This is a genomic window from Pseudomonas sp. MWU15-20650 (genome assembly GCF_023242475.1).
Lineage (GTDB): Bacteria > Pseudomonadota > Gammaproteobacteria > Pseudomonadales > Pseudomonadaceae > Aquipseudomonas.
On sequence record NZ_JALJFG010000009.1, the window covers coordinates 132,578 to 159,311 of the forward strand.

The 26,734-nt window shown below is 60.9% G+C and carries 24 protein-coding genes and 2 pseudogenes; 12 read left to right on the top strand and 14 right to left on the bottom strand.

All coding sequences use genetic code 11. The features are described from left to right. Positions 1–9 precede the first annotated feature (9 nt). Positions 10–1,152: a class C beta-lactamase gene (gene ampC, locus M5B43_RS10680; protein WP_248750069.1), complete on the bottom strand. Its 1,143-nt coding sequence runs from the start codon at positions 1,150–1,152 to the stop codon at positions 10–12. Between the two features lie 132 nt (positions 1,153–1,284). On the opposite strand from ampC, the gene M5B43_RS10685 reads away from it, so the two are divergent. Both M5B43_RS10685 and M5B43_RS10690 read left to right on the top strand, forming a co-directional pair. Beyond that, positions 1,285–2,163, top strand: coding sequence for a LysR family transcriptional regulator (locus M5B43_RS10685; RefSeq protein WP_248750070.1), 879 nt, complete (start codon positions 1,285–1,287; stop codon positions 2,161–2,163). Positions 2,164–2,237: 74 nt separating this feature from the next. Then, complete coding sequence (locus M5B43_RS10690; RefSeq protein WP_248750071.1) at positions 2,238–3,422, top strand: DUF2252 family protein; 1,185 nt, start codon at positions 2,238–2,240, stop codon at positions 3,420–3,422. Positions 3,423–3,553: 131 nt separating this feature from the next. On the opposite strand, the gene yghX is transcribed toward M5B43_RS10690, so the two are convergent. After that, positions 3,554–4,441 carry a YghX family hydrolase gene (gene yghX, locus M5B43_RS10695; protein ID WP_248750072.1) on the bottom strand — a complete coding sequence of 296 codons (888 nt, stop codon included), beginning with the start codon at positions 4,439–4,441 and terminating at the stop codon, positions 3,554–3,556. A 44-nt stretch (positions 4,442–4,485) separates the two neighbouring features. Further along, positions 4,486–4,980: a PaaI family thioesterase gene (locus M5B43_RS10700; protein WP_248750073.1), complete on the bottom strand. Its 495-nt coding sequence runs from the start codon at positions 4,978–4,980 to the stop codon at positions 4,486–4,488. A gap of 108 nt (positions 4,981–5,088) precedes the next feature. Between M5B43_RS10700 and M5B43_RS10705 the strand changes: the two genes are divergently transcribed. Next, positions 5,089–5,643 carry a YceI family protein gene (locus M5B43_RS10705; RefSeq protein WP_248750074.1) on the top strand — a complete coding sequence of 185 codons (555 nt, stop codon included), beginning with the start codon at positions 5,089–5,091 and terminating at the stop codon, positions 5,641–5,643. Here M5B43_RS10705 and M5B43_RS10710 read toward each other — a convergent pair. Next, positions 5,640–6,530: a DMT family transporter gene (locus M5B43_RS10710; protein ID WP_248750075.1), complete on the bottom strand. Its 891-nt coding sequence runs from the start codon at positions 6,528–6,530 to the stop codon at positions 5,640–5,642. The two genes, M5B43_RS10705 and M5B43_RS10710, sit on opposite strands and share 4 nt — an antisense overlap. A gap of 91 nt (positions 6,531–6,621) precedes the next feature. Here M5B43_RS10710 and M5B43_RS10715 point away from each other — a divergent pair, with 91 nt between their 5' ends. Continuing rightward, positions 6,622–7,947, top strand: coding sequence for a PLP-dependent aminotransferase family protein (locus M5B43_RS10715; RefSeq protein WP_248750093.1), 1,326 nt, complete (start codon positions 6,622–6,624; stop codon positions 7,945–7,947). A 29-nt stretch (positions 7,948–7,976) separates the two neighbouring features. On the opposite strand, the gene M5B43_RS10720 is transcribed toward M5B43_RS10715, so the two are convergent. Beyond that, positions 7,977–8,408, bottom strand: coding sequence for a nuclear transport factor 2 family protein (locus M5B43_RS10720; protein ID WP_248750076.1), 432 nt, complete (start codon positions 8,406–8,408; stop codon positions 7,977–7,979). Positions 8,409–8,761: 353 nt separating this feature from the next. Here M5B43_RS10720 and M5B43_RS10725 point away from each other — a divergent pair, with 353 nt between their 5' ends. Then, entirely contained in the window at positions 8,762–9,496 is a 735-nt protein-coding gene (locus M5B43_RS10725) for a CPBP family intramembrane glutamic endopeptidase (protein ID WP_248750077.1), read from the top strand. A gap of 1 nt (position 9,497) precedes the next feature. On the opposite strand, the gene M5B43_RS10730 is transcribed toward M5B43_RS10725, so the two are convergent. Beyond that, positions 9,498–11,198, bottom strand: a complete 1,701-nt coding sequence (locus M5B43_RS10730) for an amidase (RefSeq protein ID WP_248750078.1) — start codon at positions 11,196–11,198, stop codon at positions 9,498–9,500. 167 nt (positions 11,199–11,365) lie between these two features. On the opposite strand from M5B43_RS10730, the pseudogene M5B43_RS10735 reads away from it, so the two are divergent. Further along, positions 11,366–11,656, top strand: a pseudogene (locus M5B43_RS10735) (DUF2834 domain-containing protein); the annotation flags it as partial. Positions 11,657–11,718: 62 nt separating this feature from the next. On the opposite strand, the gene M5B43_RS10740 reads toward M5B43_RS10735, so the two are convergent. Beyond that, on the bottom strand, positions 11,719–12,930 hold the full coding sequence (locus tag M5B43_RS10740; protein ID WP_248750079.1) for an MFS transporter: 1,212 nt from the start codon (positions 12,928–12,930) through the stop codon (positions 11,719–11,721). A gap of 145 nt (positions 12,931–13,075) precedes the next feature. Here M5B43_RS10740 and M5B43_RS10745 point away from each other — a divergent pair, with 145 nt between their 5' ends. Next, on the top strand, positions 13,076–13,849 hold the full coding sequence (locus tag M5B43_RS10745; protein ID WP_248750094.1) for a helix-turn-helix transcriptional regulator: 774 nt from the start codon (positions 13,076–13,078) through the stop codon (positions 13,847–13,849). Here M5B43_RS10745 and M5B43_RS10750 read toward each other — a convergent pair. After that, complete coding sequence (locus M5B43_RS10750; RefSeq protein WP_248750080.1) at positions 13,842–15,029, bottom strand: MFS transporter; 1,188 nt, start codon at positions 15,027–15,029, stop codon at positions 13,842–13,844. The genes M5B43_RS10745 and M5B43_RS10750 overlap by 8 nt on opposite strands. Next, entirely contained in the window at positions 15,029–16,051 is a 1,023-nt protein-coding gene (locus M5B43_RS10755) for an alpha/beta hydrolase (RefSeq protein WP_248750081.1), read from the bottom strand. Before M5B43_RS10755 ends, M5B43_RS10750 begins: the two co-directional genes overlap by 1 nt. Positions 16,052–16,217: 166 nt before the next feature. Here M5B43_RS10755 and M5B43_RS10760 point away from each other — a divergent pair, with 166 nt between their 5' ends. Then, complete coding sequence (locus M5B43_RS10760; RefSeq protein WP_248750082.1) at positions 16,218–17,141, top strand: AraC family transcriptional regulator; 924 nt, start codon at positions 16,218–16,220, stop codon at positions 17,139–17,141. Here the strand turns inward: M5B43_RS10760 and M5B43_RS10765 are convergent. After that, entirely contained in the window at positions 17,116–17,649 is a 534-nt protein-coding gene (locus tag M5B43_RS10765) for a GAF domain-containing protein (RefSeq protein WP_248750083.1), read from the bottom strand. The genes M5B43_RS10760 and M5B43_RS10765 overlap by 26 nt on opposite strands. A 13-nt stretch (positions 17,650–17,662) precedes the next feature. Further along, the gene (gene proP / locus M5B43_RS10770; RefSeq protein ID WP_248750084.1) at positions 17,663–19,165 is read right to left on the bottom strand and encodes a glycine betaine/L-proline transporter ProP; all 1,503 of its coding nucleotides are present in this window, start codon (positions 19,163–19,165) and stop codon (positions 17,663–17,665) included. Positions 19,166–19,896: 731 nt separating this feature from the next. On the opposite strand from proP, the gene M5B43_RS10775 reads away from it, so the two are divergent. Further along, positions 19,897–21,300 carry an MFS transporter gene (locus M5B43_RS10775; protein ID WP_248750085.1) on the top strand — a complete coding sequence of 468 codons (1,404 nt, stop codon included), beginning with the start codon at positions 19,897–19,899 and terminating at the stop codon, positions 21,298–21,300. Positions 21,301–21,392: 92 nt separating this feature from the next. Here the strand turns inward: M5B43_RS10775 and M5B43_RS10780 are convergent. Then, positions 21,393–21,533 (bottom strand): annotated as a pseudogene (locus M5B43_RS10780) (MarR family transcriptional regulator); the annotation flags it as partial. A gap of 187 nt (positions 21,534–21,720) precedes the next feature. Here M5B43_RS10780 and M5B43_RS10785 point away from each other — a divergent pair. Both M5B43_RS10785 and M5B43_RS10790 read left to right on the top strand, forming a co-directional pair. Then, positions 21,721–22,497 (top strand): nucleotidyltransferase domain-containing protein, encoded by a 777-nt coding sequence (locus M5B43_RS10785; protein ID WP_248750086.1) that lies wholly within the window; start codon positions 21,721–21,723, stop codon positions 22,495–22,497. Between the two features lie 46 nt (positions 22,498–22,543). Next, positions 22,544–23,008, top strand: a complete 465-nt coding sequence (locus tag M5B43_RS10790; protein ID WP_248750087.1) for an NUDIX domain-containing protein — start codon at positions 22,544–22,546, stop codon at positions 23,006–23,008. On the opposite strand, the gene M5B43_RS10795 is transcribed toward M5B43_RS10790, so the two are convergent. Both M5B43_RS10795 and M5B43_RS10800 read right to left on the bottom strand, forming a co-directional pair. Beyond that, entirely contained in the window at positions 23,005–23,565 is a 561-nt protein-coding gene (locus tag M5B43_RS10795; protein ID WP_248750088.1) for a cysteine hydrolase family protein, read from the bottom strand. The genes M5B43_RS10790 and M5B43_RS10795 overlap by 4 nt on opposite strands. Positions 23,566–23,809: 244 nt before the next feature. Beyond that, positions 23,810–24,430 carry a LysE family translocator gene (locus M5B43_RS10800; RefSeq protein ID WP_248750089.1) on the bottom strand — a complete coding sequence of 207 codons (621 nt, stop codon included), beginning with the start codon at positions 24,428–24,430 and terminating at the stop codon, positions 23,810–23,812. 133 nt (positions 24,431–24,563) lie between these two features. On the opposite strand from M5B43_RS10800, the gene M5B43_RS10805 reads away from it, so the two are divergent. Further along, positions 24,564–26,734 (top strand): OsmC domain/YcaO domain-containing protein (locus M5B43_RS10805; protein WP_248750090.1); only part of this gene is annotated, 2,171 nt, incomplete at its 3' end.

The window sequence follows — 26,734 nt, forward strand, 5'->3', positions numbered from 1 at the left end:
TGTTCGGCGTTACTGATCCATCGCACTCAAGATTGCGTGGGCCACTTTCACCCGTTCGGCGTTCGGGTAGTTCTTGTTCGCCAGAATCACCACACCCATGTCCCGGCTCGGCACATAGGCCACGTAGGCACCAAAGCCGCCGGTCGAGCCGGTTTTGTTGTAGAGCACATCGGCCGGTTGTGCCTGCGCCGGTTTCAGCCAGTTGACCTGGTGCGGCTCCATCGCCATGGGGGTGGAGTTGCCCTCCAGCAAGGCTGGCAGCGCGATGGGGTAGGGGTAGCGTTCCCAGCCCAGGCCCTGGGTCATGCCATTGACTGTGTAGTAGCCGGCGTGGGTGGCGGCGATGGCTTGTTGCAGCGGTTTTTCCAGGGTTTGCGGGTGCATGTTAGCGAGCACATAGAGGGCCAAGTCCTGGGCGCTGGTCTTGATACCGTAGGCTTCGCTGTCCAATGCACCGGGGCTGACGCGTACGGGCTTCTGGTGGCTGTCGTAGCCTTGGGCATATTGGCCTGACTTATCGGCGGGCACGTTGACGTGGGTGTTGTGCAAGCCGAGCTTGGGCAGCAGGGTTTTCTCAATGGCAACGTCGAACGGCTGGCCCAGGCTTTGCGCCGCCAGGTAGCCGAACAAGCCGATGCTGGGGTTGGAATACAGGCGTTGTTCGCCTGGCGCGAATGTCGGTTTCCAGTGCTGGTAGTAGCCGAGCATGGCGTCGGCATTGTCGGCGGCGTCCGGAAACTGCAGCGGCAGGCCGCCGGCTGTGTAGGTCGCCAGTTGCAGCAGGCTGATGTGGTCAAGCGCACTGCCGGCGAGGGCGGGCAGGTAATGGCTGGCCATGTCCGAGAGCTTGAGCTTGCCGGTGGCCTGGGCATAACCGCCGAGGGTGGCCGTGAAGGTTTTACTCACCGAGCCGATTTCAAACAGGGTGTCTTCGGTGACCGGGGCTTGGGTGTCTTTGGCGGCTACGCCGTAATTAAAGTATTGCACCTGGCCTTTGTTGATGACAGCGACCGACAAGCCGGGAATGGCTTGCTGCTGCATCAACGGTTCAACGCTGCTGTCCACGACCTTGCGCATATCGGCGGCGGCCATGCAGCTGCCGGAGCCGAGCACTAAAGCTGAAATCAAGAGTTTTTGCAGGTGGTGTTTCATGGTGATTCGCTTCCATGTAAATGAGGCACTGACGAGCGGAGCCTGCGCAGGCGTGGCAAATCTAGGTGGATTTTATGCGGCGGGCAAACGATGATATCTCGCACTAGCCATTAGAAAAATTTGGGGTAAGCCTTGCTGCGTTCCCACCTGCCACTCAATGCCCTGCGCGCCTTCGAAGCGTCGGCGCGCCATTTGAGCTTTACTCGTGCGGCCATTGAGTTATGCGTGACCCAAGCGGCGGTCAGTCATCAGGTCAAAAGCCTCGAGGCCCAACTCAACGTCACGTTGTTCAAGCGCCTGCCACGGGGCCTGATGCTGACCCGCGAAGGCGAAACCCTGCTGCCGGTGGTGCGTGAGTCCTTCGACCGCATTGCCAATACCTTAGGCCAGTTTGAGGGTGGGCATTACCGTGAGGTGCTCACGGTGGGGGCAGTCGGCACGTTTGCGGTGGGCTGGTTGTTGCCACGCTTGCCGGACTTCCACAGCCGTTACCCGTTTATCGACCTGCGCCTGTCCACCCACAACAACCGTGTCGATGTCGCCGCCGAAGGCTTGGACTACGCCATCCGCTTTGGTGCCGGTGCCTGGCACGGCACCGACGCCTGCCAACTGCTGGATGCACCGCTCAGCGTGCTGTGTGTGCCCTCCATCGCCGAGCAGCTGCACAGCCCGGCCGATCTGTTGAAGCATACGTTGCTGCGCTCCTACCGCGCGGATGAGTGGAACCTGTGGTTCCAGGCGGCCGGGCTGCCCGCTGACACCCTGGTGCCGCGCAGCATTGTGTTCGACTCGTCGCTGGCGATGATGGAGGCCGCCTTGCAAGGCACTGGCGTGGCGTTGGCACCGGCGCTGATGTTTTCACGCCAATTGGAAAGTGATGCGATTCGCCAGCCGTTCGGTGTGGGGATTTCTACCGGCAGTTACTGGCTGACACGCTTGCAGTCGCGTGCCGAGACGTCGGCGATGCTGGCCTTCAAAGGGTGGTTGCAAGCGGTGGCGAGGGAGGGATGAAAGGCTTATTCGTGAAACAAAATGAAACGTTCGCGACGGGCTAACCTCTACCGTACCCCGTATCGAGTTCATTCATGAAACTACCGCGCCCCTCCGACCGCATGCCCCACCTCACCCAACTGCGCAACCTGAAGATGGCCCGTTCGGCCCACGCCTACGTGCGCGGCAGTACGGTGCAATTTTATGAGTGGCTGCACAGTCTGCCTGGCCGACGCTTGCCCCATGGGCCGGCGATCTGGATCTGTGGCGACTGCCATGCCGGCAACCTGGGGCCGACCGGTGATAACAAGGGCCGCATCGATATGCATATCCGCGACCTTGACCAAACCGTGATCGGCAACCCGGCCCATGACCTGGTGCGCCTGGCCCTGTCGTTGGCCACGGCTGCGCGAGGCTCGGATTTACCTGGGGTGACCACCGCCCGCATGCTCGAAGAAATGATGGTGGGCTACGCGCAAGCCTTCAAGGACAAACCCGACGAAGCGCCGCCACGCCCGTCCCAAGTCAAGGCCGGGATGCGCAGTGCCGTGGAGCGCACCTGGAAAAACCTGGCGCGTGAACGTATTGAAAACGCGCGGCCGACCATTCCATTGGGCAAGCATTTCTGGCCCTTGTCACGGGCAGAAAAGAGCGCCCTGACAACGCTCTGCGCCTCCGAAGACCTCCACCCGTTGGTCACGTCGCTCAAAGGCCGCCCCAAAGACGCCAAGGTCGAACTGCTGGACTCGGCCTATTGGGTCAAGGGTTGCAGCTCCCTCGGCTTGTTGCGCTATGCGGTGCTGCTGGGCGTTGGCGACCAGGATGACCAGGAATATTGCCTGATCGATATCAAGGAAGCCGTGGGTGCCGCTGCACCCCGTGCGGCACGCGCGAAGATGCCCAGGGACAACGGTCGACGCGTGGTGGAAGGCGCTCGCCAGCTGTCACCGGGCCTGGGTGAGCGCATGCTCGCGACGCGTTTTCTGGACCATGGTTTCTTCATCCGTGAGCTGTTGCCCCAGGACATGAAGCTGGAACTGGATGAATTGAGCGAGACTGATGCCATGCACGCCGCCGGCTACCTGGCCCGCGTGGTCGGCATCGCCCATGCCCGCCAGATGGACCGGCAGACCCGTAAAGATTGGATGGCGGTGTTACAGGAAAACCGTTCCCGGCAGCTGGATGCGCCCTCGTGGTTATGGACCAGTGTGGTGCAACTGGTGGGTAGCCATGAGCAGGGCTATCTCAACCACTGCCGCAAGTATGCGTTGGAACACTGATCGGGAATTTGGCGGGAGGGGACAAGCCCGCTCGCCACGGCAGCCGATTTGTCACAGATTTGCGTTCGACGGTAATTGAGTCGATACCGATGCTCATCGGGAACAAGCTCCCTCCCACATTTAGCCTGCCGTCAGGCCAGGTATTTGCGGAACCAGCCGAGTGTCCTTTCCCACGCCAGGTTCGCCGCCGCCTCGTCATAGCGTGGCGTCGAGTCATTATGAAAGCCGTGGTTGGCGCCCTTGTAGATGAACGCTTCATAGGTCGTCCCGGCGGCCTTCAACGCCTTTTCGTACGCTGGCCAGCCTTCATTGATGCGCGTATCCAGCTCGCCGTAATGCAACATGATCGGCGCCTTGATGCGTGGCACGTCCTTGGCGTCGGGCTGGCGCCCATAGAACGACACCGCCGCGCCCAGTTCCGGATAGGCCACCGCCGCCGCGTTGGCCACGCCGCCGCCATAACAGAAGCCGGTGATACCGACCTTGCCGGTGCTGGTGTCGTGGTGCATCAGCCATTCGATGGCGGCAAAAAAGTCATTCATGAGCTTTTCGGGGTCGACTTTCTGTTGCAGCTCCACGCCTTTTTCATCGTTGCCGGGGTAGCCGCCCACCGAGGTCAGGCCGTCTGGCGCCAGGGCGATGAAACCGGCCTTGGCCAGGCGTCGCGCGACGTCTTCGATATACGGGTTGAGGCCACGGTTCTCATGCACCACCACCACGGCGGGCAACTTGCCTGCGACCTTGGCGGGGCGTACCAGGTAACCGCGCACCGTACCGTTGCCCTTGGGCGAGGGGTAGGTGACGTAGTCGGCGACGATGTCCGGGTCGGTGAACTTGACCTGTTCGGCCAGGGCGTAGTTGGGGCTCAGCGCCGCCAGCAACGCCGAGGCCGTGAGGCCACCCAAGGTGAACAACGCGGCACGGTCGAGAAATTCGCGGCGGTTGATCTTGCCATGGGCGTAGCCGTCATAGAGTTCCAGCAACTCGGGGGCAAAGTCTTTCGCGGTGAGACGAGTCATCGATGCAGTCCTCGATTAGCGGTTGCAGTCAATGTAGACCAGGATCAAGCCTCGCGGCCATGGGCGTTGGCGGCCAGTTGTCCGGTGTCGACGCGCACGAACACCGAGTCGCCGATGGCGGTGAGTACGTCACCTGCGTACACCTCGCAGACCACACGGCTTTTGCGCCCCACCTCACCCTCGACGTGCGCGCGCAGCGTCAGTTTTACGCCCATGGGCGTGGGCTTGATGAATTTGATTCCCAGGTTGCCGGTGACGCAGTCGATGCGCGGCAGGCTGCCGGGCGCTCGTTGCTCGGCCCGGTAGTGGTAGGCCATGGCGGTCCAGTTCGAGTGGCAGTCCACCAGCATGGCGATCAGGCCGCCGTAGACCAAATCCGGCCAGCCGCTGTATTGGGCGTCAGGTAGATGCTCGGCGATCACGTGCACGCCGTCGGCATCCCAGCGGCTCTTGATGTGCAGGCCATGGGGGTTGCTGCTGCCGCAACCGTAGCAAATGCCTTCCGGCGCGGTGGTGTCTTGCAAAGACGGAGTGAGCATGCAAAATCCTTATTGTTCCGGGGGGCCGACTACGCTATTTAGCAGAGCATGCGCCGGATGGGAATCACTCCGTCGGATACGTGTCGGCTGTCCTCCCTGGAGCGTTGTATGAAGTCTCGAATCTACCTGGCGGTCCTCCTCGGTTTCTTCTCAAATGCCCAGGCCGTGGAATACAAGGATGTCAACCGCGCGGCCAGCCAGATCAGCTTTATCTTCCAGCAGTTCGGGCAGCGGGTGTACGGCACGTTCAGCGACTTTGACGGCACCCTGACCTTCGATACGCAAAAGCCCGAGGCGGCGCATGCGTTGCTCAAGATCCGGCTCGCCAGCATCGACGCCGGCAGCCAGGACGCCAATACCCAGTTGCAACAGCCCGCCTGGTTCGATACCGCGACCTACCCGGTGGGGGTGTATGAATCCAGCGGTGCGACCGCGCTGGGCGGCAACCGCTACCGAATCAGCGGCCACCTGACGATCAAGGGCATCACGCGGCCGGTGGACATTGAGGTTGTGCTCAAGGAGCAAAGCGGGATCGGCGTGTTCGACGGTGAGTTCCTCCTCAAGCGCGGCGACTTCAAGATTGGTGATGGCGAGTGGGCGGGTAACAGCGTGGTGTCCGACGGTATCGACATCAAATTCAAGATGGTCGCGCCGCAACGCTAACGGGCGAACCGCTTTGCCCCGGCCACGCAGCCGATCACCGCAACCGTCACCAGCACCATGCCCAGGCTGACCGGCTCATGCAGCAGGCTTGCCGCCAGCGCCAGGCCGAAGAACGGTTGCAGCAACTGCAACTGGCCTACGGCAGCAATCCCGCCCTGGGCCAACCCGCGATACCAGAACACAAAGCCGATCAGCATGCTGAACAGCGACACGTAGCCCAGGCTCAGCCACGCCGGCAGGCTGATGCCACTGACGGTCGACGGGGCGAGCACCAGGCTCAACGGCACCACCACCGGCAGCGACACCACCAAGGCCCAGCAGATCACCTGCCAGCCGCCCAGGCTGCGCGACAGCTGGGCGCCTTCGGCATAGCCCAGGCCGCACACCAGCACCGCCAACAGCATCAGCACGTCGCCGACGGGAGCGGCGCTCAACCCTTGGGCGACGGCATAGCCCATCACCAGCAGGCTGCCCAGGATCGAAAACAGCCAGAACACCGGCCTGGGCCGCTCACCGCCACGCAGTACGCCAAACACCGCCGTGGCCAGCGGTAGCAGGCCGATAAACACGATGGAATGGGCCGAGGTCACGTATTGCAGGGCCAAGGCGGTGAGCAACGGAAAACCAATCACCACGCCAAGCGCGACCACTGCCAGCGGTGCCCATTGCTGGCGCGCGGGGCGTTTTGCCTTGAACAGCCGCAACAGGCACAACCCCAACACGGCGGCGAGGGTGGCACGGATCATGGTCAGGAACACCGGGTCGAACTCCATCACCGCCAGGCGTGTGGCCGGCAGCGAACCGCTGAAAATCACCACGCCGATAAAACCGTTGATCCAGCCCTGGGGGCTGCTGTCCAGGGTGCCGAGGGGAGAAGTACGTTCCATGAGGGCGTGTCCGAAAAAGAAGAAGTTGCGTGATGAGCATCCTAGGACTGAAGATTAAGACAATCAAAAAATTGTCATGGATACATCGTCTATGCCCCGCGCCCGCTACAAGTCGCTGGTCGATACCTTTGCCGAGGCCATCCGCAGCGGCACAATGCCGCCTGGCACGCGCCTGCCCACCCACCGGCAACTGGCCGCCGACCATGGCTTGGCCCTCGTCACCGCGAGCCGGGTATACACCGAGTTGGAAGCCATGGGCCTGGTCAGCGGTGAAACCGGGCGTGGCACCTTTGTGCGCGAAATTTCATTACCGCCGGGGCAGGGCAGTGGGCAAATGATGGTCGCGCCGGGCCTGCTGGATCTGAATTTCAACTACCCGTCCTTGCCGGGCCAGGCCGACCTATTGCGCAGCGCATTGCGCCAGTTGGCGTTGTCCGGCGACTTGGAGGCACTGCTGCGTTATCAGCCCCATGCCGGGCGTTTGCATGAACGCGCGGCGGTGGCGCGGCACTTGGTCAGCCGGGGGCTGAGCGTGGAGGCCGAGCAGGTCCTGGTGGTCAGCGGGGCCCAGCATGGGTTGGCGGTGAGCATGATGGCGTTGCTCAAGCCTGGGGATGTGATCGCGGTGGATGCGCTGACCTATTCGGGTTTCAAGGTGCTGGCCGAGACCCTGCACCTGGAAATCGTCGCGATTCCCGTCACCCCTGAAGGCCCGGACCTGGATCACCTGCAAAGCCTGTGTCGAAAGCGCCCGGTGCGTGCCGTGTACAGCATGCCGACCCTGCATAACCCGCTGGGTTGGGTGATGGGCCTGGAGCAGCGCGAGCGCTTGGTTGCCATTGCGCGTCAGCACCACCTGATGATCATCGAAGACGCAGCCTACGCATTTCTGGCCGAAGGAGCGCCACCGCCCTTGGCGACGCTGGCGCCTGAGCGCACCGTGTATGTCGGCGGGTTTTCCAAGAGCGTCGCCACCGGCTTGCGCGTGGGCTTTATCGCCGCGCCATTGATTTGGATGAACGTGTTGGAGCGCACGGTCATGGCCACCACCTGGAACGTACCGGGGGTGATGAGCGCGATTGCCGTGGCCTGGGTCGAAGATGGCACGGTGGCGTTGCTGGAAGCCCAAAAACGCCAGGACGCCCAGGCGCGACAGGCTATCGCGGCGCAGGCGCTGGCGGGGCTGACCTTTATCAGCCATCCCTCATCGTATTTTTTATGGTTGCCGCTGGCGGAAGAGGCCCGTGCCGATCAGGTCGCCATGACTTTGCAGCGCGACGGTATCGCGGTGTCCACTGCCGAGCCGTTTGCCGTCTCGGCGCACGTGCCGCATGCGCTGCGCCTGGCGTTGGGCTCGGTACCCATGCCGGTGCTACGCGAGGCTTTGGCGACGGTGCGCAAAGTGGTGGAGTGGTGAGCCGGGGGTAAACGGCTCACCCGCCACTGTCAGTATTTGTACGCCTGGCGACCGATTAGCAGCCAGTGTCCGTTTTGCTTCTGCCAGACCTGGAAGTTGTCGATATCGGTCGGTACTTCAACGCCGCTGTTCACCGCCAGGGCGTGAAAGTGGTTGCGCACCAGCGCGGTATCGCCGTTGAGGGTGATGCTCTGGTTCTGCATTTCCAGGGTTTTGAACGCGCTGGTGTGGGTTTCCAGGTCGGCGATAAATTGCGCCTTGTTCTGCACCTTGCCGCTGGAATGGCCATAGGTGAGCTTATCGGCGGTCAGCGCGTGAAGCTGCTTGAGGTCCAGGTGCAACATGGCTTGGGTCAGTTGGTCGACCGCTTGGGCCACCTCTTTCTCGGCGGTGGCCGGCGCAGCGGCGACGTAACCGCTGAACAGGCACAGAAAACCGATCAGCGCTTTGATGTTTTGCATGGGCGTTTCCTTATTGTTGTAGGGGGGCGGGCATGACACTGTAGTTGTCGTACAACCATGCAATAATTTTGCGTAGGAAGGAAAGTTAAATTTTTACAGGTGCCGAATAAAGCGGGTAATGACTCGTTCCCATGGTTAAATTTTCTTATACGACGTCCCAACACTCAAAATAAGTCATGGGCCTCTGACGTGTCGCTTCCTGCCCAAGTAGCACGCCGCTATGCTAGTGCCACAACAATAAACGGCTGGAGGGACACCATGGATTTTGACAGGTACAGCGAAGCCGTTACTTGCGCTACATACGGTTGCGGTCGAGGTCGGCAGGGCCGCCGCCACCTCTGGCTGAATGGCGCATGATCGTCCAAGGCATGGTGGTATTGACCGACTACGTGCTCTACGTGGCACCGGGAGCGGGGCTGTTCGGCCTGTGGTTCGCACTGACGCCCAAGTCACAGCCGGCGATGCGCATTCTGATCCTGCTGGCCGCGTTTGTGCTGATGCGCGATGCACTGACGCCGTTGCACCTGTGGGCGCCCAGTCGCGATATGCAGATTGCTTTCTCGGCCAACGCCTTTGTGTTGTCGGCGCTCGGCGGCCTGTCGTTGCTGCTGATGATGCTGCTGGCGCGAGCGGCACCTGAGTTATGGCGGTGGGTGGTGTGGTCCAAGGGCAATTGGGCCTATGGCCTGGGGATCGGCCTTGCTGTGGGGTGTGCGATCGGCCTGCCGCTGCGGCTCTTGCAGGGGATCGAGGCGCAAGCGATTCACGGCTACTGGGTGTGGCTGCCGGGCATGGTGGTGCTGGCGTATGGCGCTAATGCGCTGGAAGAAGTGTTGTTTCGCGGGTGCCTGCAGGGCTATCTGGAACAACAGGTGACGCCTTTGCGGGCGGCGTTGATCAGCGGCGTGGCATTTGCGGCGTGCCACACATTCCTGGCCTTGAGCGTCACCCAACTGGGCTGGCCGGTGCTGTTGTTTACCCTGGTGGAAGGTTTGGCCTGTGCGTTCGTGCGCATGCGTTACGGCGTGCTGCCGGCGACGCTGAGCCATGGCACGGCGATCCTGCTGATCGCCGTGCCCATGGCTTGATTTACAGCGCTGGCGTACGCGGCGGAACCAGACGTTTGCTGCCGGTGGCTTCAAACGCCGAGGCAAAGCGCAGCAGCGCCGAGTCGTCGTAGGCGCGCCCGGCAAACGTCAGCCCCACGGGCATGCCGATATCCGCCATGATGCCCATCGGCACCGTGACCGTCGGCACGCCGAGGTGGCGTATGGCAAGGTTGCCGTTGGCCACCCAAACGCCGTTGCTCCAGGCGATATCGGCAGACGCTTCGTTCACATCGGCATCCGCCGGGCCCACATCGGCCACGGTGGGGAACAGCACGGCGTCGAGCCCCAGCGTGTCCATCCAGTCTTCCAGGTCCAGGCGCCGGGTTTGCTCAAGACCACGCAGGCCGTCGGGCACGGTGCTGATCTGATCCCACGGTGTGATGCCGCGCTCGGCCATGCGCACGTATTCGTCCATGCCGGCGGCCAAGTCGTCTTCACGGTTGGGCAGGGTGCCTGGGTCGTGAGGGAAGATCTTCGGCCCATCGACATCCGCCAGGCGGTTCAGGTTCGGGTCGTTGTTGGCGCGCAGGAAGTCATCGAACGCCCAGGCCGACAGTTCCCACAATTCGTCGTGCAGGAAGTCCTTGGACACCAGGCCACGGGTAAACACCGTCGGCGCTCCGGGGCGGTCGCCTTCGCAGTTGGACACCAGCGGGAAATCCACTTCAATCACTTCGGCACCAGCCGCTTCCAGTGCCTGGCGTGCGGCTTGCCACAGGTCGATCACGCTGGCGCGGGTGTGGATCTTTTGCCCGGTCGGCCCGCCGATCCCGGGTTTTTCGCAGGTGCCGGCGTCGGGGTCGGCATTGATATACATGCGGGGTACGCCGAACCGTTTACCAGCGAGGGTTTCTGGCTTGACCGCCAACTCAGCGTAGGACGCCGGGCGCACCGAGGTCACGCTCGGGATGGGCACCCAGGGTTGCAGGCGCCATAGATCACCGCGAGGGTTGGGGTCTTCGGCGACGACGACATCGAGCACTTCCAACAGGTCGGCCATGGTGCGCGCGTACGGGACCACCACGTCCATGGTCGGGGTCAGCGGCCAGTTACCACGCACCGAAATCACCCCGCGCGATGGCGTGTAGGCGCACAAGCCATTGTTGGAGGCTGGGCCGCGTCCGCTCGACCAGGTTTCTTCGGCCAGGCCGAATGCGCAGAAGCTTGCCGCCGTGGCGGTGCCGGCTCCGTTGGATGAACCGGAGGCAAAGGGTGCGGTGAGGTAGTCGGCGTTGTACGGGCTTTCTGCGCGGCCATACACGCCACGCTGCATGCCGCCGTTGGCCATCGGCGGCATATTGGTCTTGCCCAGGCAGATGGCACCGCCGGCACGCAGGCGCTCGATGGTGAAGGCGTCGCGCTGTGCGACCAGCTTGGCAAAGGCCGGGCTGCCGGACGCCGCCGTCAGGCCCTTGACCAGGTAGCTGTCTTTAGCGGTGTAGGGGATGCCGTCCAATGGCCCCAAGGTTTCGCCCTTCGCCCGGCGCGCATCGGCAGCCTCGGCTTCTTTCAGGGCCTCGGGATTGCGCACCACCACGGCGTTCAACGCGGTGGCGGTCTGCGGGCCATCATAGGCATCGATCCGTGCCAGGTACGCCTGGACCAGTTCGACGGCCGTGGTCTGGCCGGATTCAAGCGCCGCGCGCAATTGGGCAATGGAGACTTCGGTAACTTGCATCACGTTTTTTTCGCCGCCTTCAAGTGGGGGTATGGCGGCAGTCTACGTACAGATATTTCACAAAACCAGTGCCGGATAATCCGTGTGCGCTGCCAGGCGAAGTTGCCAGCGAGAGACCGTTATCGCTAAGGTGGCCCCGATGATCAATGGCGCATTTCAAGGAAGAGACTATGCAACGACCTTATATCGCCCTGGCCGGGTTACTGGGATTTTCGCTGTACACCCTGGTGACGATGCTCACGGCTGAGCAATCGCTGCTGGCGTTTGGACGCGAGCTGATGTCGAAGCCCGATACGGCGCAGGTGGTGATTGATCTGTATTTGATGGCGGTGCTGGCGTGTGTGTGGATGTACCGGGATGCGCGTGGGCGAGGGCGATCGCTGGTCTCGGTGCTGCCGTACTTTTTGCTGACGGCCGTTTTTGTGTCGGTGGGGCCATTGCTCTATATCGTCGTCAATGGGGTCTTGCGTCGGCCACCGAACGGCGTGTGTGGCGAGGGCGCGGGCGCCCTCGCCACAGTCGATCACACCCCTTTGGTCGACGGCAGCAAGATCGTGAGGATGCCCGCCAGTGGCAGGAACGAGCAGATCTTGTAGACATACTCGATGCCGTGGCTGTCGGCCAACAAGCCCAGCAGTGCGGCACCGATCCCGCTGAAGCCGAACATCAGGCCGAAGAATATCCCGGCGATCATGCCCACATTGCCCGGCACCAGTTCCTGGGCAAACACCACGATGGCTGAGAACGCCGAGGCGATGATAAAGCCGATGACCACGCTGAGTACGGCGGTCCAGAACAGGTCGACGTAGGGCAGGGCGAGGGTGAACGGCGCGGCCCCGAGGATGGAGAACCAGATGACTTTCTTGCGGCCGATCTTGTCGCCGATCGGCCCGCCGGCGAAGGTGCCGACGGCCACCGCGCCGAGGAAGAGGAACAGGTACATCTGGGAACTGGCAACCGACAGCTGGAACTTTTCAATCAGGTAGAACGTGAAATAGCTGGTCAGGCTGGTCATGTACCAATACTTGGAGAACACCAGCAGTGCCAATACCACCAGGGCAAAGGTCACCCGGCCTTTGGACAAGCCATGGGTGGCCTTGCCGCCTTGCTTGAGCTTGAACAGGTTGAGGTGGTGGCGGTACCAGCGGCTCAAGCCGTACAGCACCAGGATGGCGAACACCGCGAACAGGCCGAACCAGGCGATGTGGGTTTGGCCATAGGGAATGATGATCGCCGCTGCCAGCAACGGGCCCAGCGCACTGCCGGCGTTGCCGCCCACTTGGAACGTCGATTGTGCCAGGCCGTAGCGGCCGCCGGAGGCCAGGCGTGCCACACGCGAGGTTTCCGGGTGGAAGGTCGAGGAACCGACACCGACCAGTCCCGCTGCGAGCAAAATCGCCGGGAAGGTGCCGACAAACGCCAGCATGAGGATGCCGATCAAGGTGCACACCATGCCCGCCGGCAGCAGCCAGGGTTTAGGGTGGCGGTCGGTGTGGTAGCCGATCCAGGGTTGCAGCAAGGACGCCGTCAACTGGAAGGTCAGCGTGATCAACCCGACCTGGGTGAAGCTGAGCCCGTAATTGGCCTTGAGCATCGGGTAGACCGACGGCAGCACGGCCTGGATCAGGTCATTGATCATATGCGCCAGGGCGCAGGCGCCGAGAACGCGCATGACCAAGGGGCTTATTTGGGGCGCAGTGGTTGCAGCGGCGGGTGACGCAGTCAGGGTCGTCATGCAGGCATTCCATACAAGGCAGCGAACAGGGGCAGCGAGTACTTAAGCCCGCTGCCCGTTTCAAATCGTTTCGGCGCTTATGCTAGATTTGGTAAAAATGCCTGTCTCGCGAAATTCGGGCCCAAACCATCGCAAAAAGGACTAAATCATTAAATCACTCGATAAATTTCTCCGAGAGATCGATGAGGGCGACTGGGCCGTCATCAGTTCGGCCACCGATTATCCCGAAAACTGGGTGATCCCCGAACACAGTCATAACAAGCATCAGCTGCTCTACGCCATCGGCGGCGTGATGGTGGTGTATTCGGCGCTGAACCAATGGACGGTGCCGCCCAATCGCGGCTTCTGGATGCCCAGCGGGCAAGTTCATTCGCTACGCTGCGTGGGCACGCTGAAGATGCGCAGTGTATTTGTGTGCCCGGACCGCTTCCCGGACCTGCCGACCGAACCCAAGACGGTGAGTATTTCGCCGTTGTTGAGGGAACTGATCAAGGCGTCGATCAACCTCAAGCCGCCCTATGCCGAGGAGTCGCGCGATGCGAGGATCATGCACCTGATCCTGGACGAACTGGCCATCCTGCCGGCGCTGCCGTTGTCGCTTCCGCAGCCCACCGACCCGCGCGTGAACCTGATTTGCCAGGCGTTGCAGGACGACGCGGGCGATGCCTCCACCGTCGCCGATTGGAGTGAGCGCCTGAACCTGGATCAAAAAACCATCCAGCGTCTGTTCCGCAAGGAAACCGGCATGACCTTCGGCCAATGGCGCCAGCAGGCACGGTTGCTGCTGGCGCTGGAGCGCATTGCGGTGGGCGAGAAGATTATCGATGTGGCGTTTGAGCTGGGCTATGAAAGCCCGAGCGCCTTTACCAGCATGTTCAAGAAACAGTTTGGCAAGACGCCGAGTCAGTTCTTCAGGTAGTTCGGTTGAGCACGGGCATCGGCGATGAGCGCCGCGCGCCCAGATAGGCCAGCACTCCAGCAATACCCAGCGACGTCGCGCTCAGTTCAAAGGTCGCCTGGTAACCGCTGTGGTCAAATGCCACGCCGCCGACCGTGGCTCCCGCAGTGATCGCCAACTGGATGATCGCGACCATCAAGCCACCACCGGCCTCGGCATCTTCCGGCAGCACCCTCGAAAGCCAGGTCCACCAGCCGACCGGTGCAGCAGTAGCCACCAGGCCCCAGGCGCCCAGTAAGACTGTCGTGAGGAACGGCGAGCTGCCCCAGGCAACCAGTGCCAGGGCGATTACCGCCATCACCAGTGGAATGGCGATCAATACCGGGTAAAGGCTTTTTTTCAGAAAGCGCTCTATCAGGAACGTGCCCACCAGGCCGGCCAGGCCGAGCACCAACAGCATCAACGATAAAGTAGACACGCTGACTCGGGTAACGCTCTCCAGGAACGGGCGCAGGTAAGTAAACAGCATGAACTGCCCCATGAAAAACACACTGACGGCGAGCATGCCCAACGCCACGGTGGGGTTTTTCATCAAGCTCAGAACGTTGCCGGCCTTGGCGTTGCTGTTCGTCTTGATCGAAGGCAGGCTTAGCAGCAGCCATCCGCCAGCGACAACGGCGACCGGTACGACGCAGAAAAATGCCCCGCGCCAGCCGATGAATGCCCCCAGAAAGCTGCCCAGCGGCGCCGCAATTACCGTCGCCAGCGCGTTGCCGCCGTTGATGATTGCCAGGGCGCGCGGCACTTGGGCCGGGGGCACCAAGTGCATTGCGGTCGCCGCCGACAACGACCAGAAGCCGCCAATGGCCACGCCGATCAGCGCGCGGCCCAGCATGAAAACCAGGTAGTTCGGCGCCAGCGCTACCACAGTGCCGGACAGGATCATCAGCAAGGTCAGCGCCAATAGCAGGCGTTTACGATCCACTCGCGCTACGACGGCGGCGATGCTCAGGCTGGTCAACAAGGCGAACAGCCCCGACACCGAAATGCCCTCGCCGGCCTGGCCTTCAGAAATATGCAGGTCGGCCGCCAATGGCGTCAGCAGGCTCACGGGCATGAATTCCGAGGCCACCAGGGCAAATGCCGCCAGTGACATCGCGAACACGGCAGCCCAACTGTGTGAATTAGCGTTATTGGACATTATTTCAAGTGGTCTTTGAAGAAGGTGGTGAGCGTGGCAAAGGGGATCAGGTTGACCCGGTCGTACAGGTCGACATGGCCAGCCTGCGGGATGATCATCAGTTGCTTGGGTTCGGCAGCCCGTTGGTACGCATCTTCGCTGAACTCGCGGGAGTGGGCGTTGGCGCCGGTAATCAACAACAGTGGGCGAGGGGAAAGGGTCTCGATGTCGTTGAATGGGTAGAAGTTCATGAATTTCACGTTGCTGGTCAGTGTTGGCCGAGTGGTGGTGTGTGGCGAGGCGCCGACTGGGGTGAATTCACCCCGCGGGGTACGGTAGAAGTCGTAAAACTCATCGCCCACCGCATCGCCGGTGAGGGTGTGCGGCGTACCGCCGGTGTAGACGGTGTCGCCGCCCTGGAACTCCACGTAGCGCTGGTTAGCGGCTTTACGCAGGAGCTGTTGGCGCTGCTCCAGCGTCACGCCATGCTTGAGCCCGTTGCGGTTGGCTGCGCCCATGTCGTACATGCTGACTGTGGCAATGGCTTTGAGACGTGGGTCGATCTTCGCCGCCGCAATGGCGAAGCTACCGCTGCCGCAGATGCCGATCACACCGATGCGTTCACGATCAACCAGTGGGTGGGTGCCGAGAAAATCCACGGCGGCGCTGAAGTCCTCGACGTAAAGCTCGGGCAGCACCGCGTTGCGTGGCGAACCTGCACTTTCCCCCCAGAAAGACAGGTCAAGAGACACGGTGATGAAGCCCTGTTCGGCCATTTTGGTGGCGTAGAGGTTTGCGCTTTGTTCTTTGACCGCGCCCATTGGGTGCCCAACGATAATCGCCGGGTTTTTTGAGCCTGGGGCAATGCCCTCGGGTATAAACAGATTGCCTGTAACCGGCATACCGTACTGATTGTTGAAGGTGACTTTTTCGACGCTCACTTTGTTGCTTTGATAGAAGTTGTCGGCACCGTTGGACATGTTGGCTCCCAGTGAGGAAAAAGAACTCACCAGCACACTCAGGGCGAGCAAGAGGCGTTTCATGGGTTAATCCTTGAAAAGGTGGGTGGGTACATTTTCCCCGGCGAGGGGAGACCTCTGTAGTGCGTTTCGCTGGGTTACTTGCCTGATCCTCTGAGTCTTGTCGTTTTGCCGGGACGCTCAGCGCACGTCCGCGGTAAAGTTCAGTGAAGTGGAGGCAGAGGCCCTTATGAAGATCGAACAATCGCCCCTGGAGGTGCTGGTCCAGTCCATTGGTGCGCGGATATCGACCCCCGGTGACTACCCCATGCCCATCCCTGGCCTGGGCTTTTATCGGCGTGAGCAACCCGCGACGCCCGTGGTGTGCATGGTCGAGCCGAGCATCGTGCTGGTGGCCCAAGGCGAGAAGCAGCTGTGGGTCGGTGGCGTAGGCTATCCGTACGACACCTCGCGATTTCTGGTCACCTCGCTGGATATTCCGGCCAATTCGGAAGTACTGGCCGCCAGCCCGACGAAGCCCTGCCTGGGGCTGACCTTCAAGCTGGACCTACGCATGCTGGCCGAGCTGATCGCCCAGAGTGATTTGCCACCCATGCGTGCGCGGGCAGTGATGAAGGGGGTAGGGATTGGTGCTGTCACCGACGGCCTGTTGGCCGGGTTCGCGCGTTTGGTTGCGTTACTGGATGAGCCTGAAGCGATCGCGGTACTCGCGCCGTTGATTCAACGCGAGATTCATTACCGCCTGTTGAGGAGCGATCAATCCGGGCGATTGCGCCAAATCTGCTCCGTGGACGGGCAGGGTTATCGAATTGCAAAGGCAATCGATTGGCTCAAGCTCAACTACGATGTGCCGTTGCGCGTGGAGGAGTTGGCCGCGCGCGTGCAAATGAGCGCAGCCACCTTTCACCATCATTTCCGCCAGCTGACGGCGATGAGTCCGTTGCAGTACCAGAAATGGCTGCGCTTGAACGAGGCCCGCCGCTTGATGCTCAACGAGCAGCACGGCGTTTCCAGCGCAGCATTCAAGGTGGGCTATGAAAGCCCATCACAATTCAGTCGCGAGTACAGCCGATTATTTGGCGTGCCACCCAAGCGCGATGTTGCGGTGCTGCGAGGCAAGACGACTGTCACTGATCAGCCGCCGTTAAATTAGCAAAGAACATACACCCAATGAGCCGTGCAAACAGGCTGAGGGTTTCCGCCAAGTTAGGGGCATCAAACAGCATCGCTCTGGAGTCCAGCGCACACAGCGCGCCGAACAGGCGACCATCGGGCAGGAAAATCGGCGCGCCGGCATAGCGTTCGATGGCGTATCGCTTGACGACCGGGCGTACTGCAAAGCGGCCATCCTGGCTGACTTGCGGAATGAACAAGGTCTGGGGGTTGATGCAGAACTCGCTGCACAGGGTTGTTTCAAGGTCGAGTACGTCATCGACATGAATGCCCATGTCGAGAGTGTCGTGCACGGAGCAGACGACCCACTCCAGGTCAGTGAACTTCGCGATACCGGCAAAGCGCATACCGGTCAGGCGGGTGACCAACTGCAGGATGCTGGTGGTGGCTTCTATTTCGGCGATGGCAGCGCGCTCATCGGCGCTGAGTAACGCGTGTGCCGGGGTGACGCTTGGAAACTCCAGTGGCGTGGTGGCGCGGACCACCACGCAACGTCAGGTGTTAGTTGATGCGCGGATGCTGTTGCACCAGGTTCTTGCGCTTGGCTTCCAACGCGGCAATCTCGGCGTCGATGTCTTCGATCTTCTGCTCGATATTGTCGTGGTGTTCTTGCAGCAGCTCCTTGGCTTCTTCCATGTCGGACGCTGCCGGTGCCGCACCGCGCAACGGCCTGTTGGCGGTTTCTTTCATGGTCAGGCCGGTGATCAGGCCGACCACCGCGAACACCATCAGGTAATAAGCGGGCATGTACAGGTCGTTGGTGCTTTCCACCAGCCAGGCGACGGCGGTCGGGGTAACGCCGGCAATCAGTACCGAGACGTTGAACGCACTGGCCAGGGCGCTGTAGCGAATGTGGGTGGGGAACATGGCGGGCAGCGTCGAAGCCATCACGCCGATGAAGAAATTCAGGATGACGGCGAGGATCAGCAAGCCTGCGAAGATCAGGCCGATCTGGCCGCTGGTGATCAGCATGAACGCCGGGATCGCCAGTAACAGCAAGCTGACGCTACCGGCAATGATGAAGGGCTTGCGGCCGACCTTGTCGCTGACAAAACCAATGAATGGCTGCACGAACAGCATGCCGACCATGATCGCGATGATGATCAGCACGCCGCTGTTTTCTTTGTAGTGCAAGTTGTGTGACAGGTAGCTCGGCATGTAGGTGAGCAGCATGTAGTACGTCACGTTGGTGGCGGCGACGATACCGATGCAGGTCAGCAGGCTACGCCAGTGCTGGGTGGCGACTGCCTTGAACGACACTTTGGGGCCGTGGGTCAGGCCCTGGCGGTCGCCCTGTTCGAGCGTGTCCATGTGCTGCTGGAAGGCTGGGGTTTCCTCCAGTGCGTGGCGCAGGTACAGGCCGATGATGCCCAGGGGCAGGGCAAGGAAGAACGGCAAGCGCCAGCCCCATGCCTCGAAGTCGGCCTCGCCCAATACGCTGGAGATCAGCACCACCACGCCGGCGCCGAGCACGAAGCCGGCAATCGAGCCGAAGTCCAGCCAACTGCCGAGGAACCCGCGTTTACGGTCCGGAGCGTATTCGGCGACGAAGATCGAGGCGCCGGTGTATTCGCCGCCCACCGAGAAGCCTTGGGCCATTTTGCACAGTAACAGCAGGATCGGCGCCCAGATGCCAATCGAGTCATAGCCCGGGATCAGGCCGATGGCGAAGGTGCTCAGGGACATGATCACGATGGTGGCGGCGAGTACTTTTTGTCGCCCGTATTTATCGCCAAGCGCACCGAAGAACAGGCCACCCAAGGGGCGAATCAGGAAGGGCACGGAAAAGGTGGCCAATGCGGCGATCATTTGTACGCTGGGGGAGGCGTCGGGGAAGAACACTTTGCCGAGTACGTAGGCGACGAACCCGTAGACGCCGAAGTCAAACCACTCCATGGCGTTACCCAGTGCAGCAGCGGTGATCGCCTTGCGCACCTTGGTATCGTCGACGATGGTGATGTCTTTCAACCCGATGGGTTTGACGCTCTTTTTACGTATTTTCATGGAGGCCACTCTAAAACTGAACAGGGGAGGTGCCATCGTTACGACAGCACCGCACTGTCAGTTCAGATACAAGCGGACGTGAAAAAATTCACTCCATTAGTTGTTTTTCTCGGCAGGACGAAAATACGGTGCCTGACGCACCGTGTTTGTGAGCGGCGTGGAAAGTAGCGGGGGGATGAGGAGGTGGAGGATCTGCGCGCAGATTCAAATGTGGGAGGGGGCTTGCTCCCGATGGCAGTGTGTCATTCACTGGATTAGGTGACTGAGCCACCGCCATCGGGAGCAAGCCCCCTCCCACAGGTTTTCAGCGTCAGGCTTGGGTTATGTTGGCGCGAGCGTGTAGATACCGATGCGCAGATTTAGCCCAAGCCTTGGCACAGATCTAAATCGTCCAAACAATAGAAATTCAAATGTGGGAGGGGGCTTGCTCCCGATGGCGGTGCGTCAGTCACTGGATTAAGTGGCTGAGTCAACGCCATTGGGCGCAAGTCGCACCGTCCCTCCCACATTGGATGCGCAGTCAGCTCGGGATTGTGTGGGCGTGAGCTGCCTGCCCGTCGGGGTCATCCTATAACTGTCCTGCTTTAACACCTTCCATACCCACGCAACGCCGCGTGAAACCGCAATCTTTCAGATTGACAGCGCATAGGGGGCTCGCTATAAAAGCCATAGTTGTACGACGACATATGACGTTATGTATGTCCTATCTAACAAAAATAAAAAGTGATGCCATGAACTTGAATGAGCCCATCAACGCCCACCGCGTCGGCCAGGCCGTCGGCAACTACCGCTGGACCATCTGCGCGATGCTGTTCTTCGCGACCACTGTCAACTACCTTGATCGCCAGGTGCTCAGCCTCCTGGCGCCGCAGCTGTCCACGCAATTTGGCTGGAGTAACACCGACTACGCCAACATTGCGGCGGTGTTCCAGTTTGTCTATGCGATTTCCATGTTGTTTGCCGGGCGGTTCGTCGACAAGATCGGCACCAAGGCGGCGTACGTGGTCGCCATCGGCATTTGGTCTACCGGTGCGGTCATGCATGCGTTTTCGGTGCCGATGGGCGAGGGCATCGCGGCGGTCAGCGGTGCCATTGGCCTGGCGGTGATCCCGGTGTCGATTGCCGGCTTCATGTTGTCGCGCGCGGTACTGGCGATTGGCGAGGCGGGCAACTTCCCCATCGCGATCAAGGCCACCGCTGAATATTTCCCGAAGAAAGAGCGCTCCTTGGCAACCGGTATTTTTAATTCGGGTGCCAACGTTGGCGCGATCCTGGCGCCGATCTGTGTGCCACTGATCGCCGGCCTTTGGGGATGGGAAGCGGCGTTTATCGTGATTGGCCTGCTGGGTTTTGTCTGGGTGGCCGTATGGTCGGCGCTCTACCAAAAACCAGAACAGCAGAAACGCCTATCGGCCGAAGAACTGGCCTACATCCGTAGCGACCAGACCGCACAGTCTTTTACTGCGGAACCTGCCGGTCCAGCCGCGAACAAAGTCTCGTGGTTCAAGTTGCTGACCTATCGCCAGACCTGGGCGTTTGCCTTCGGCAAGTTCATGACCGATGGCGTGTGGTGGTTCTTCCTATTCTGGTTGCCCACTTACCTGTCAGCGCAATACGGCATGAAAGGCGCCGACATTGTGATGCCGCTGGCGGTGCTGTACAGCATGACCATGGTGGGCAGTATCGGTGGCGGCTGGTTCCCCAGCTATTTCATGGCGCGCGGCGATGCGCCGTATGACGGGCGCATGAAAGCCATGCTGGTGATCGCGCTGTTCCCGTTGGTGGTCCTGCTGGCGCAGCCCTTGGGGTATCTGAGCTTCTGGGTGCCGGTCTTGCTGATTGGCGTGGGGGCCTCGGCGCATCAGGCGTGGTCGTGCAATATCTTCACCACCGTGTCCGACATGTTCCCGCAAAAAACCGTGGCGTCGGTGGTTGGCATCGGCGGCATGGCCGGTGGCCTGGGGGGCGTCGTGATGACCAAGATCGGCGGTTGGGTGTTCGACTACTACAAGTCCATCAACGACATCCATACCGGCTATATGATCATGTTTGCGATCTGCGCGCTGGCTTACCTGGTGGCATGGAGCGTGATGAAAGCGCTGGTGCCGCGCCATAAGGAAATCACCGATCTGTAACCCGCTTCGGGGCCTGGGTGACCAGGCCCCGATTGACAGGTCTCGTGCCCAGGTCTGGCTGACCAGCGGTTTGCCGAAACTCAGGGTGGGTTCTCGTCGTGGCGCACCACAAAGACCGAACCGACGACCTCGCCGTCTTTCTCTGCGATCCGGCAACGCTCGCAGGTCGGCTCGAACGCGCGCAAATACTTGGCGACGATCTCCGCCACCAGCGCTTCGAACGCCCAATTCCAGTTTCAGGGTAATTCGTGTCGAAATATGATGAGAGCACCTGAAAGGTGGCATGCTTCACCCCCCCCCCGAAAAAAGGAACCGTCCGATGCCCACTCTGCATCTGCTGTGCGGCAAGTCCACCCTTGCCGAACATACGGCTGTTGTGCCAAACGAGGCCGAAGGCTGGGTGATTGAGGTGCATCGCCCATGAGTACCGTGTTGCCTACGGGTGTCGATGCGCAGGGCATTGTGTTGAGGGTTGGCGATGCGGCCATTCAGCCTGAATTTCAGCCCGTGCTGGCGGATGCCTGTGCGACCCTGGCGCAAGCGGGGTTGGGGCTGCTCGGTATTTATGTCTACGGCAGTGTGGCCCGGGGCGATGCCAGCCCAGGTGAGTCGGACCTCGACCTCACGTTGATACTGGGCGAGCCGCCAGATTCGTCGGTGCGTGAGTCGTTGGACAGGCTGCGCCAGGCATTGGAGCAGCGACACCCATCAGTCACCAAGATCGACTTCGATATTGGCGACCGTGCCGAAGTGCTCGCTCCCGAGCATCAACCCAAATGGGGCTTCTGGCTCAAGCATCACTGCCGTTGTGTGTGGGGCGAGGATCTCTCGTTGCACTTCGAGGGGTTCAAGCCTTCACGTGACGTTGCACGGGCGCTCAATGCGGACTTCGAACCGGTGTTGAGCGGCTACCTCACGCGTATTGATGGCGTCGACAGCGTGCCAGAACGGCTTCGCTTGCAACGCGAAGCGGCGCGCAAGCTGATTCGAGCTACCCACACATTGCGCCCGGAAGACGCATTGATGTGGCCACACACCCTCGAAGAACATGTTGCCCTGTTCGTCCAGCATCACCCTGAGATGCGCGTCCAGATCGCGTATTTTCTGTTTGAGGCGCGCAACCCCAGTGCCGAGCGTGAGGCATTTTGCACGCGGTTGCAGGCGTTTGTGACCTGGATGGTTTCGCAGCAGGGATAGATAGCGGTATGGGGGCTCAACAGTGACAGGAAAGGAATCGATTCAAATGCGTGAACGAAAGGCAGCACGAGTACTGGTGATAAGCCCGGCGAACGAGGTGCTTCTTTTCCGGTTCGTCCACAAAGAGGGCGCGTTGGCCGGCAACGATTATTGGGCTACTCCGGGAGGCGGTGTCGAGGAGGGCGAAACCTTCCACGCCGCCGCGATTCGTGAGTTGCGCGAAGAGACGGGTATCAGGGTCAGCCACATTGACGAATCCGTGGCAGACCGCCGCGTTCCCTTGATGTTGCCCTGCGGTGAAACGGTGCTGGCCATTGAGCAATACTTCGTGGTTCACGCGCCCAGCGAGCGCCTCTCCAGAGCCGAATGGACCGAGCAAGAAACCCAGGTGATGGCAGACCATCGTTGGTGGTCGGCTCAAGCATTGCGCGCCACAGGGGATACGGTATGGCCTGAGGCGCTGATACCGATGCTTGTGCAGGCCGGTGTGTTTGCCGCCGATCCCGCTTAGCTATTGGTCAGGATTTCGCGGGTTTCGCTCACCCTGGCGTAGTCCATCGCCAGGTTACTCAGCGACAGCGCATGCACATCTTCAGCCGGCCACAGGCGACCCGAGAGGTCGGTTTGATCAAACGTAAAGCACGCATCGCCCGGCACGATCACGTCAAAGCCCAGGTTGCCGGCTGAGCGCGCCGTTGCCTCCACGGAGTTGTTGGTGGTCACGCCAACGATCACCAGTTGCTGGATCGAACGCAGGTGCAGCCAGCGCTCCAGGCCCGTGGCGGCGAACACATCCGGAACGTTTTTCTCCACGACGTGCTCATGGGGCAGGGGTTGCAGCGCGTCCTGGAATTCGCAGCCCGGTTGCCCTGGCCAAAACACCGACCCGGGCGTGCGGGAGATATGCCGCACATGGATGATCGGGCGCAGGGCGTGCCGCCAGGCGTCCAGGAGGCGCTTTATCTGTAACTCGGCATCGGGGTTGTTGCGTCGGCCAAGCGTTGGATCGCGCATGCCCTGTTGCATATCAATGATCACCAACGCCGCGTTCATTGCTAACGGTTCCATTGCCTGTCCTTTCGCCTGTGAAGTGCGAAACCTATCAGCATCGCGGGCATCCAGGCAGTCATTTGTTGGAAGTGCCCGGACTATCGGCCGGCTGAGTAGGCGTTGTTGTAGTTCGCCGACATCAGCTGTCAGGGTTGAGCGCAAGCGTTCCAGCGCAGGCGTGTCGGGTTGGGCGAGGATGTCGATGAGCATTTGGGTGGTTTGCTACCACTCATCGCGCTGTCTGTGCGCCTGTGATCACGACTCAGCGTTTGCTGAAAGCCAAGCGGGCGGCAAACAACACGAAGATCATGCCAGTGGTACGGTCCATCCACTGGATGACCTTTTCGCGGCGCAGGAAACCGGAAAGGGGTTGAGTGGCGCCGATCAATACCAGCGACCACACCAGCCCGAGCACCACATGGATGCTCACCAGGCCGAACGTCCAGGCGATCAACGAATGGCCCGGGGGAATGAATTGCGGCAGGAACGACACGTAGAAAATCCCCACCTTGGGATTCAAGACATTGCCCAGCATGCCCTTGAGGAACCAGTTGCTGCGCGCCTTGCCGTCAGCTGCCGGGGGTGACAGTGAGCGGCGCGGACGCACCAGCATGTTCAAGCCCAGCCAGGCCAGGTAAGCGGCGCCGCAGTATTTCAAGAGGTTGTACGCCACTTCGGACACAGCAATCAGCGCGCCCAGCCCGAAGGCAACCGCCGCGCCCCACAACAGGCAACCGGCGTTGATACCCAAAGTGGCCTGCAATGCCTGGCGCTTGCCTTCGACGGTGGCGGTTCGCAGTACCAAGGCGGTGTCGAGCCCGGGCGTGAGCGTCAGCAGCGTGGCGGCGAAGGTGAAGGCCAGCAGGTTGTCGGTGATGGACATGGGGCGACGTCTTCAAGGTCGGAGAGCGCAACGTTAACCGATCGGCAGGCAATACGGAAAAGCCTGAGACTTCCCGGCGAAAATCTTCATAATGGCGGCCAATTTGTTTAGCTCGTTATTCTGGTGTGCCCGCATGGAAATTAAGGTCAACTTTCTCGACAACCTTCGGCTTGAAGCCAAGTTCGATGACTTCACGGTCATAGCCGACCAGCCTATTCGCTACAAGGGCGATGGTTCGGCACCGGGGCCATTCGATTACTTCCTGGCTTCGTCGGCGTTGTGTGCGGCGTACTTTGTGAAGTTGTACTGCGAAACACGCAATATTCCCACGGACAATATTCGTCTGTCGCAGAACAACATTGTCGATCCGGAAAACCGCTACAACCAGATCTTCAAGATCCAGGTCGAGTTGCCGGCAGACCTCTCCGATAAGGATCGCCAGGGTATCCTGCGTTCCATTGACCGTTGCACCGTGAAGAAGGTAGTGCAGGCCGGGCCGCAGTTCGTGATCGAAGAAGTGGAGAACCTCGATGCCGACGCCCAGGCATTGTTGATGCCCAACGCGACGTCCGAGGCGGGCACCTACATCGTCGGCAAGGACCTGCCGCTGGAGCAGACCATTGCCAATATGTCCGGCGTTCTTGCCCGCTTGGGCATGAAGATCGAAATCGCTTCGTGGCGCAATATCGTGCCGAACGTGTGGTCGCTGCATATCCGTGATGCGCATTCGCCGATGTGCTTTACCAACGGCAAGGGCGCGACCAAGGAAGGCGCACTGGCGTCGGCGTTGGGCGAGTTCATTGAGCGGCTCAACTGCAACTTCTTCTATAACGACCAGTTCTGGGGTGAGGAGCTGGCCAATGCGCCGTTCGTGCATTACCCGGATGAGCGCTGGTTCCAGCCCGGTCCCAAGGATGAGCTGCCGAGCGAAATTCTCGATGCCTACTGCCTGAAGATCTACAACCGTGACGGCGAACTGCGGGGCTCGCACCTGTTCGACACCAACTCCGGCAATGAGGCACGCGGTATTGTCTCGCTGCCGTTCGTGCGCCAGTCCGATGGCGAGGTGGTGTACTTCCCCTCCAACCTGATCGAAAACCTCTACCTCAGCAACGGCATGAGTGCCGGCAACACCCTGGCGGAAGCGCAGGTGCAGTGCCTGTCGGAGATCTTCGAGCGGGCGGTGAAACGCGAAATCATCGAAGGTGAATTCGCCCTGCCGGATGTGCCGGCCGAGGTGTTGGCCAAGTACCCGGGCATTCTGGCAGGCATTCAGGGCCTGGAAGCCCAGGGCTTCCCGGTGCTGGTCAAAGATGCTTCCCTGGGCGGTGAATTCCCGGTGATGTGCGTGACCTTGATGAACCCGCGCACCGGCGGGGTGTTCGCCTCGTTTGGTGCGCACCCGAGCCTGGAAGTGGCGCTGGAACGTAGCCTCACCGAGCTGTTGCAAGGCCGCAGTTTCGAAGGCTTGAACGACCTGCCCCAGCCGACCTTCGAAGGCCAGGCGGTCACCGAACCAAACAACTTCGTCGAGCACTTCATCGACTCCAGCGGTGTGGTCTCGTGGCGCTTCTTCAGCGCCCAGTCGGATTACGAATTCGTGGAGTGGGACTTCTCGGGCCACGGCGAAGACTCCAACGCCCAGGAAGCCGCGACGCTGTTCGGCATCCTCGACGGCATGGGCAAAGAGTCGTACATGGCGGTGTATGAACATCTTGGCGCCACCGCCTGCCGCATCCTGGTGCCGGACTACTCGGAAATCTACCCGGTGGACGACCTGATCTGGGACAACACCAACAAGGCGCTGTTTTTCCGCGAGGACATCCTCAACCTGTACAGCCTCGATGAGGACGCGTTGCAGGCGTTGGTCGAGCGCCTGATAGAAAGCGAGCTGGACGACTACACCGACATCACCACCCTGATCGGCATCGAATTCGATGACAACACGGCGTGGGGCCAACTGACCATCCTGGAGCTGAAGCTGCTGATCTTCCTGGCCCTCAAGCAGTATGAAGAGGCCAAGGAGTGCGTGGAGATGTTCCTGCAGTACAACGACAACACCGCCGAGCGTGGCCTGTTTTACCAGGCGATGAACGCGGTGCTGGAAATGGAGCTGGATGACGATCTGGAGTTGGCGGACTACGAGGCCAACTTCCGACGCATGTTCGGCAATGAGCGCATGGATGCGGTGATTGGCTCGGTCAACGGCAGCGTGCGGTTCTATGGGCTGACGCCGACGAGCATGAAGCTGGAAGGGCTGGACCGGCATTTGCGCCTGATCGACAGCTATAAAAAGCTGCATGC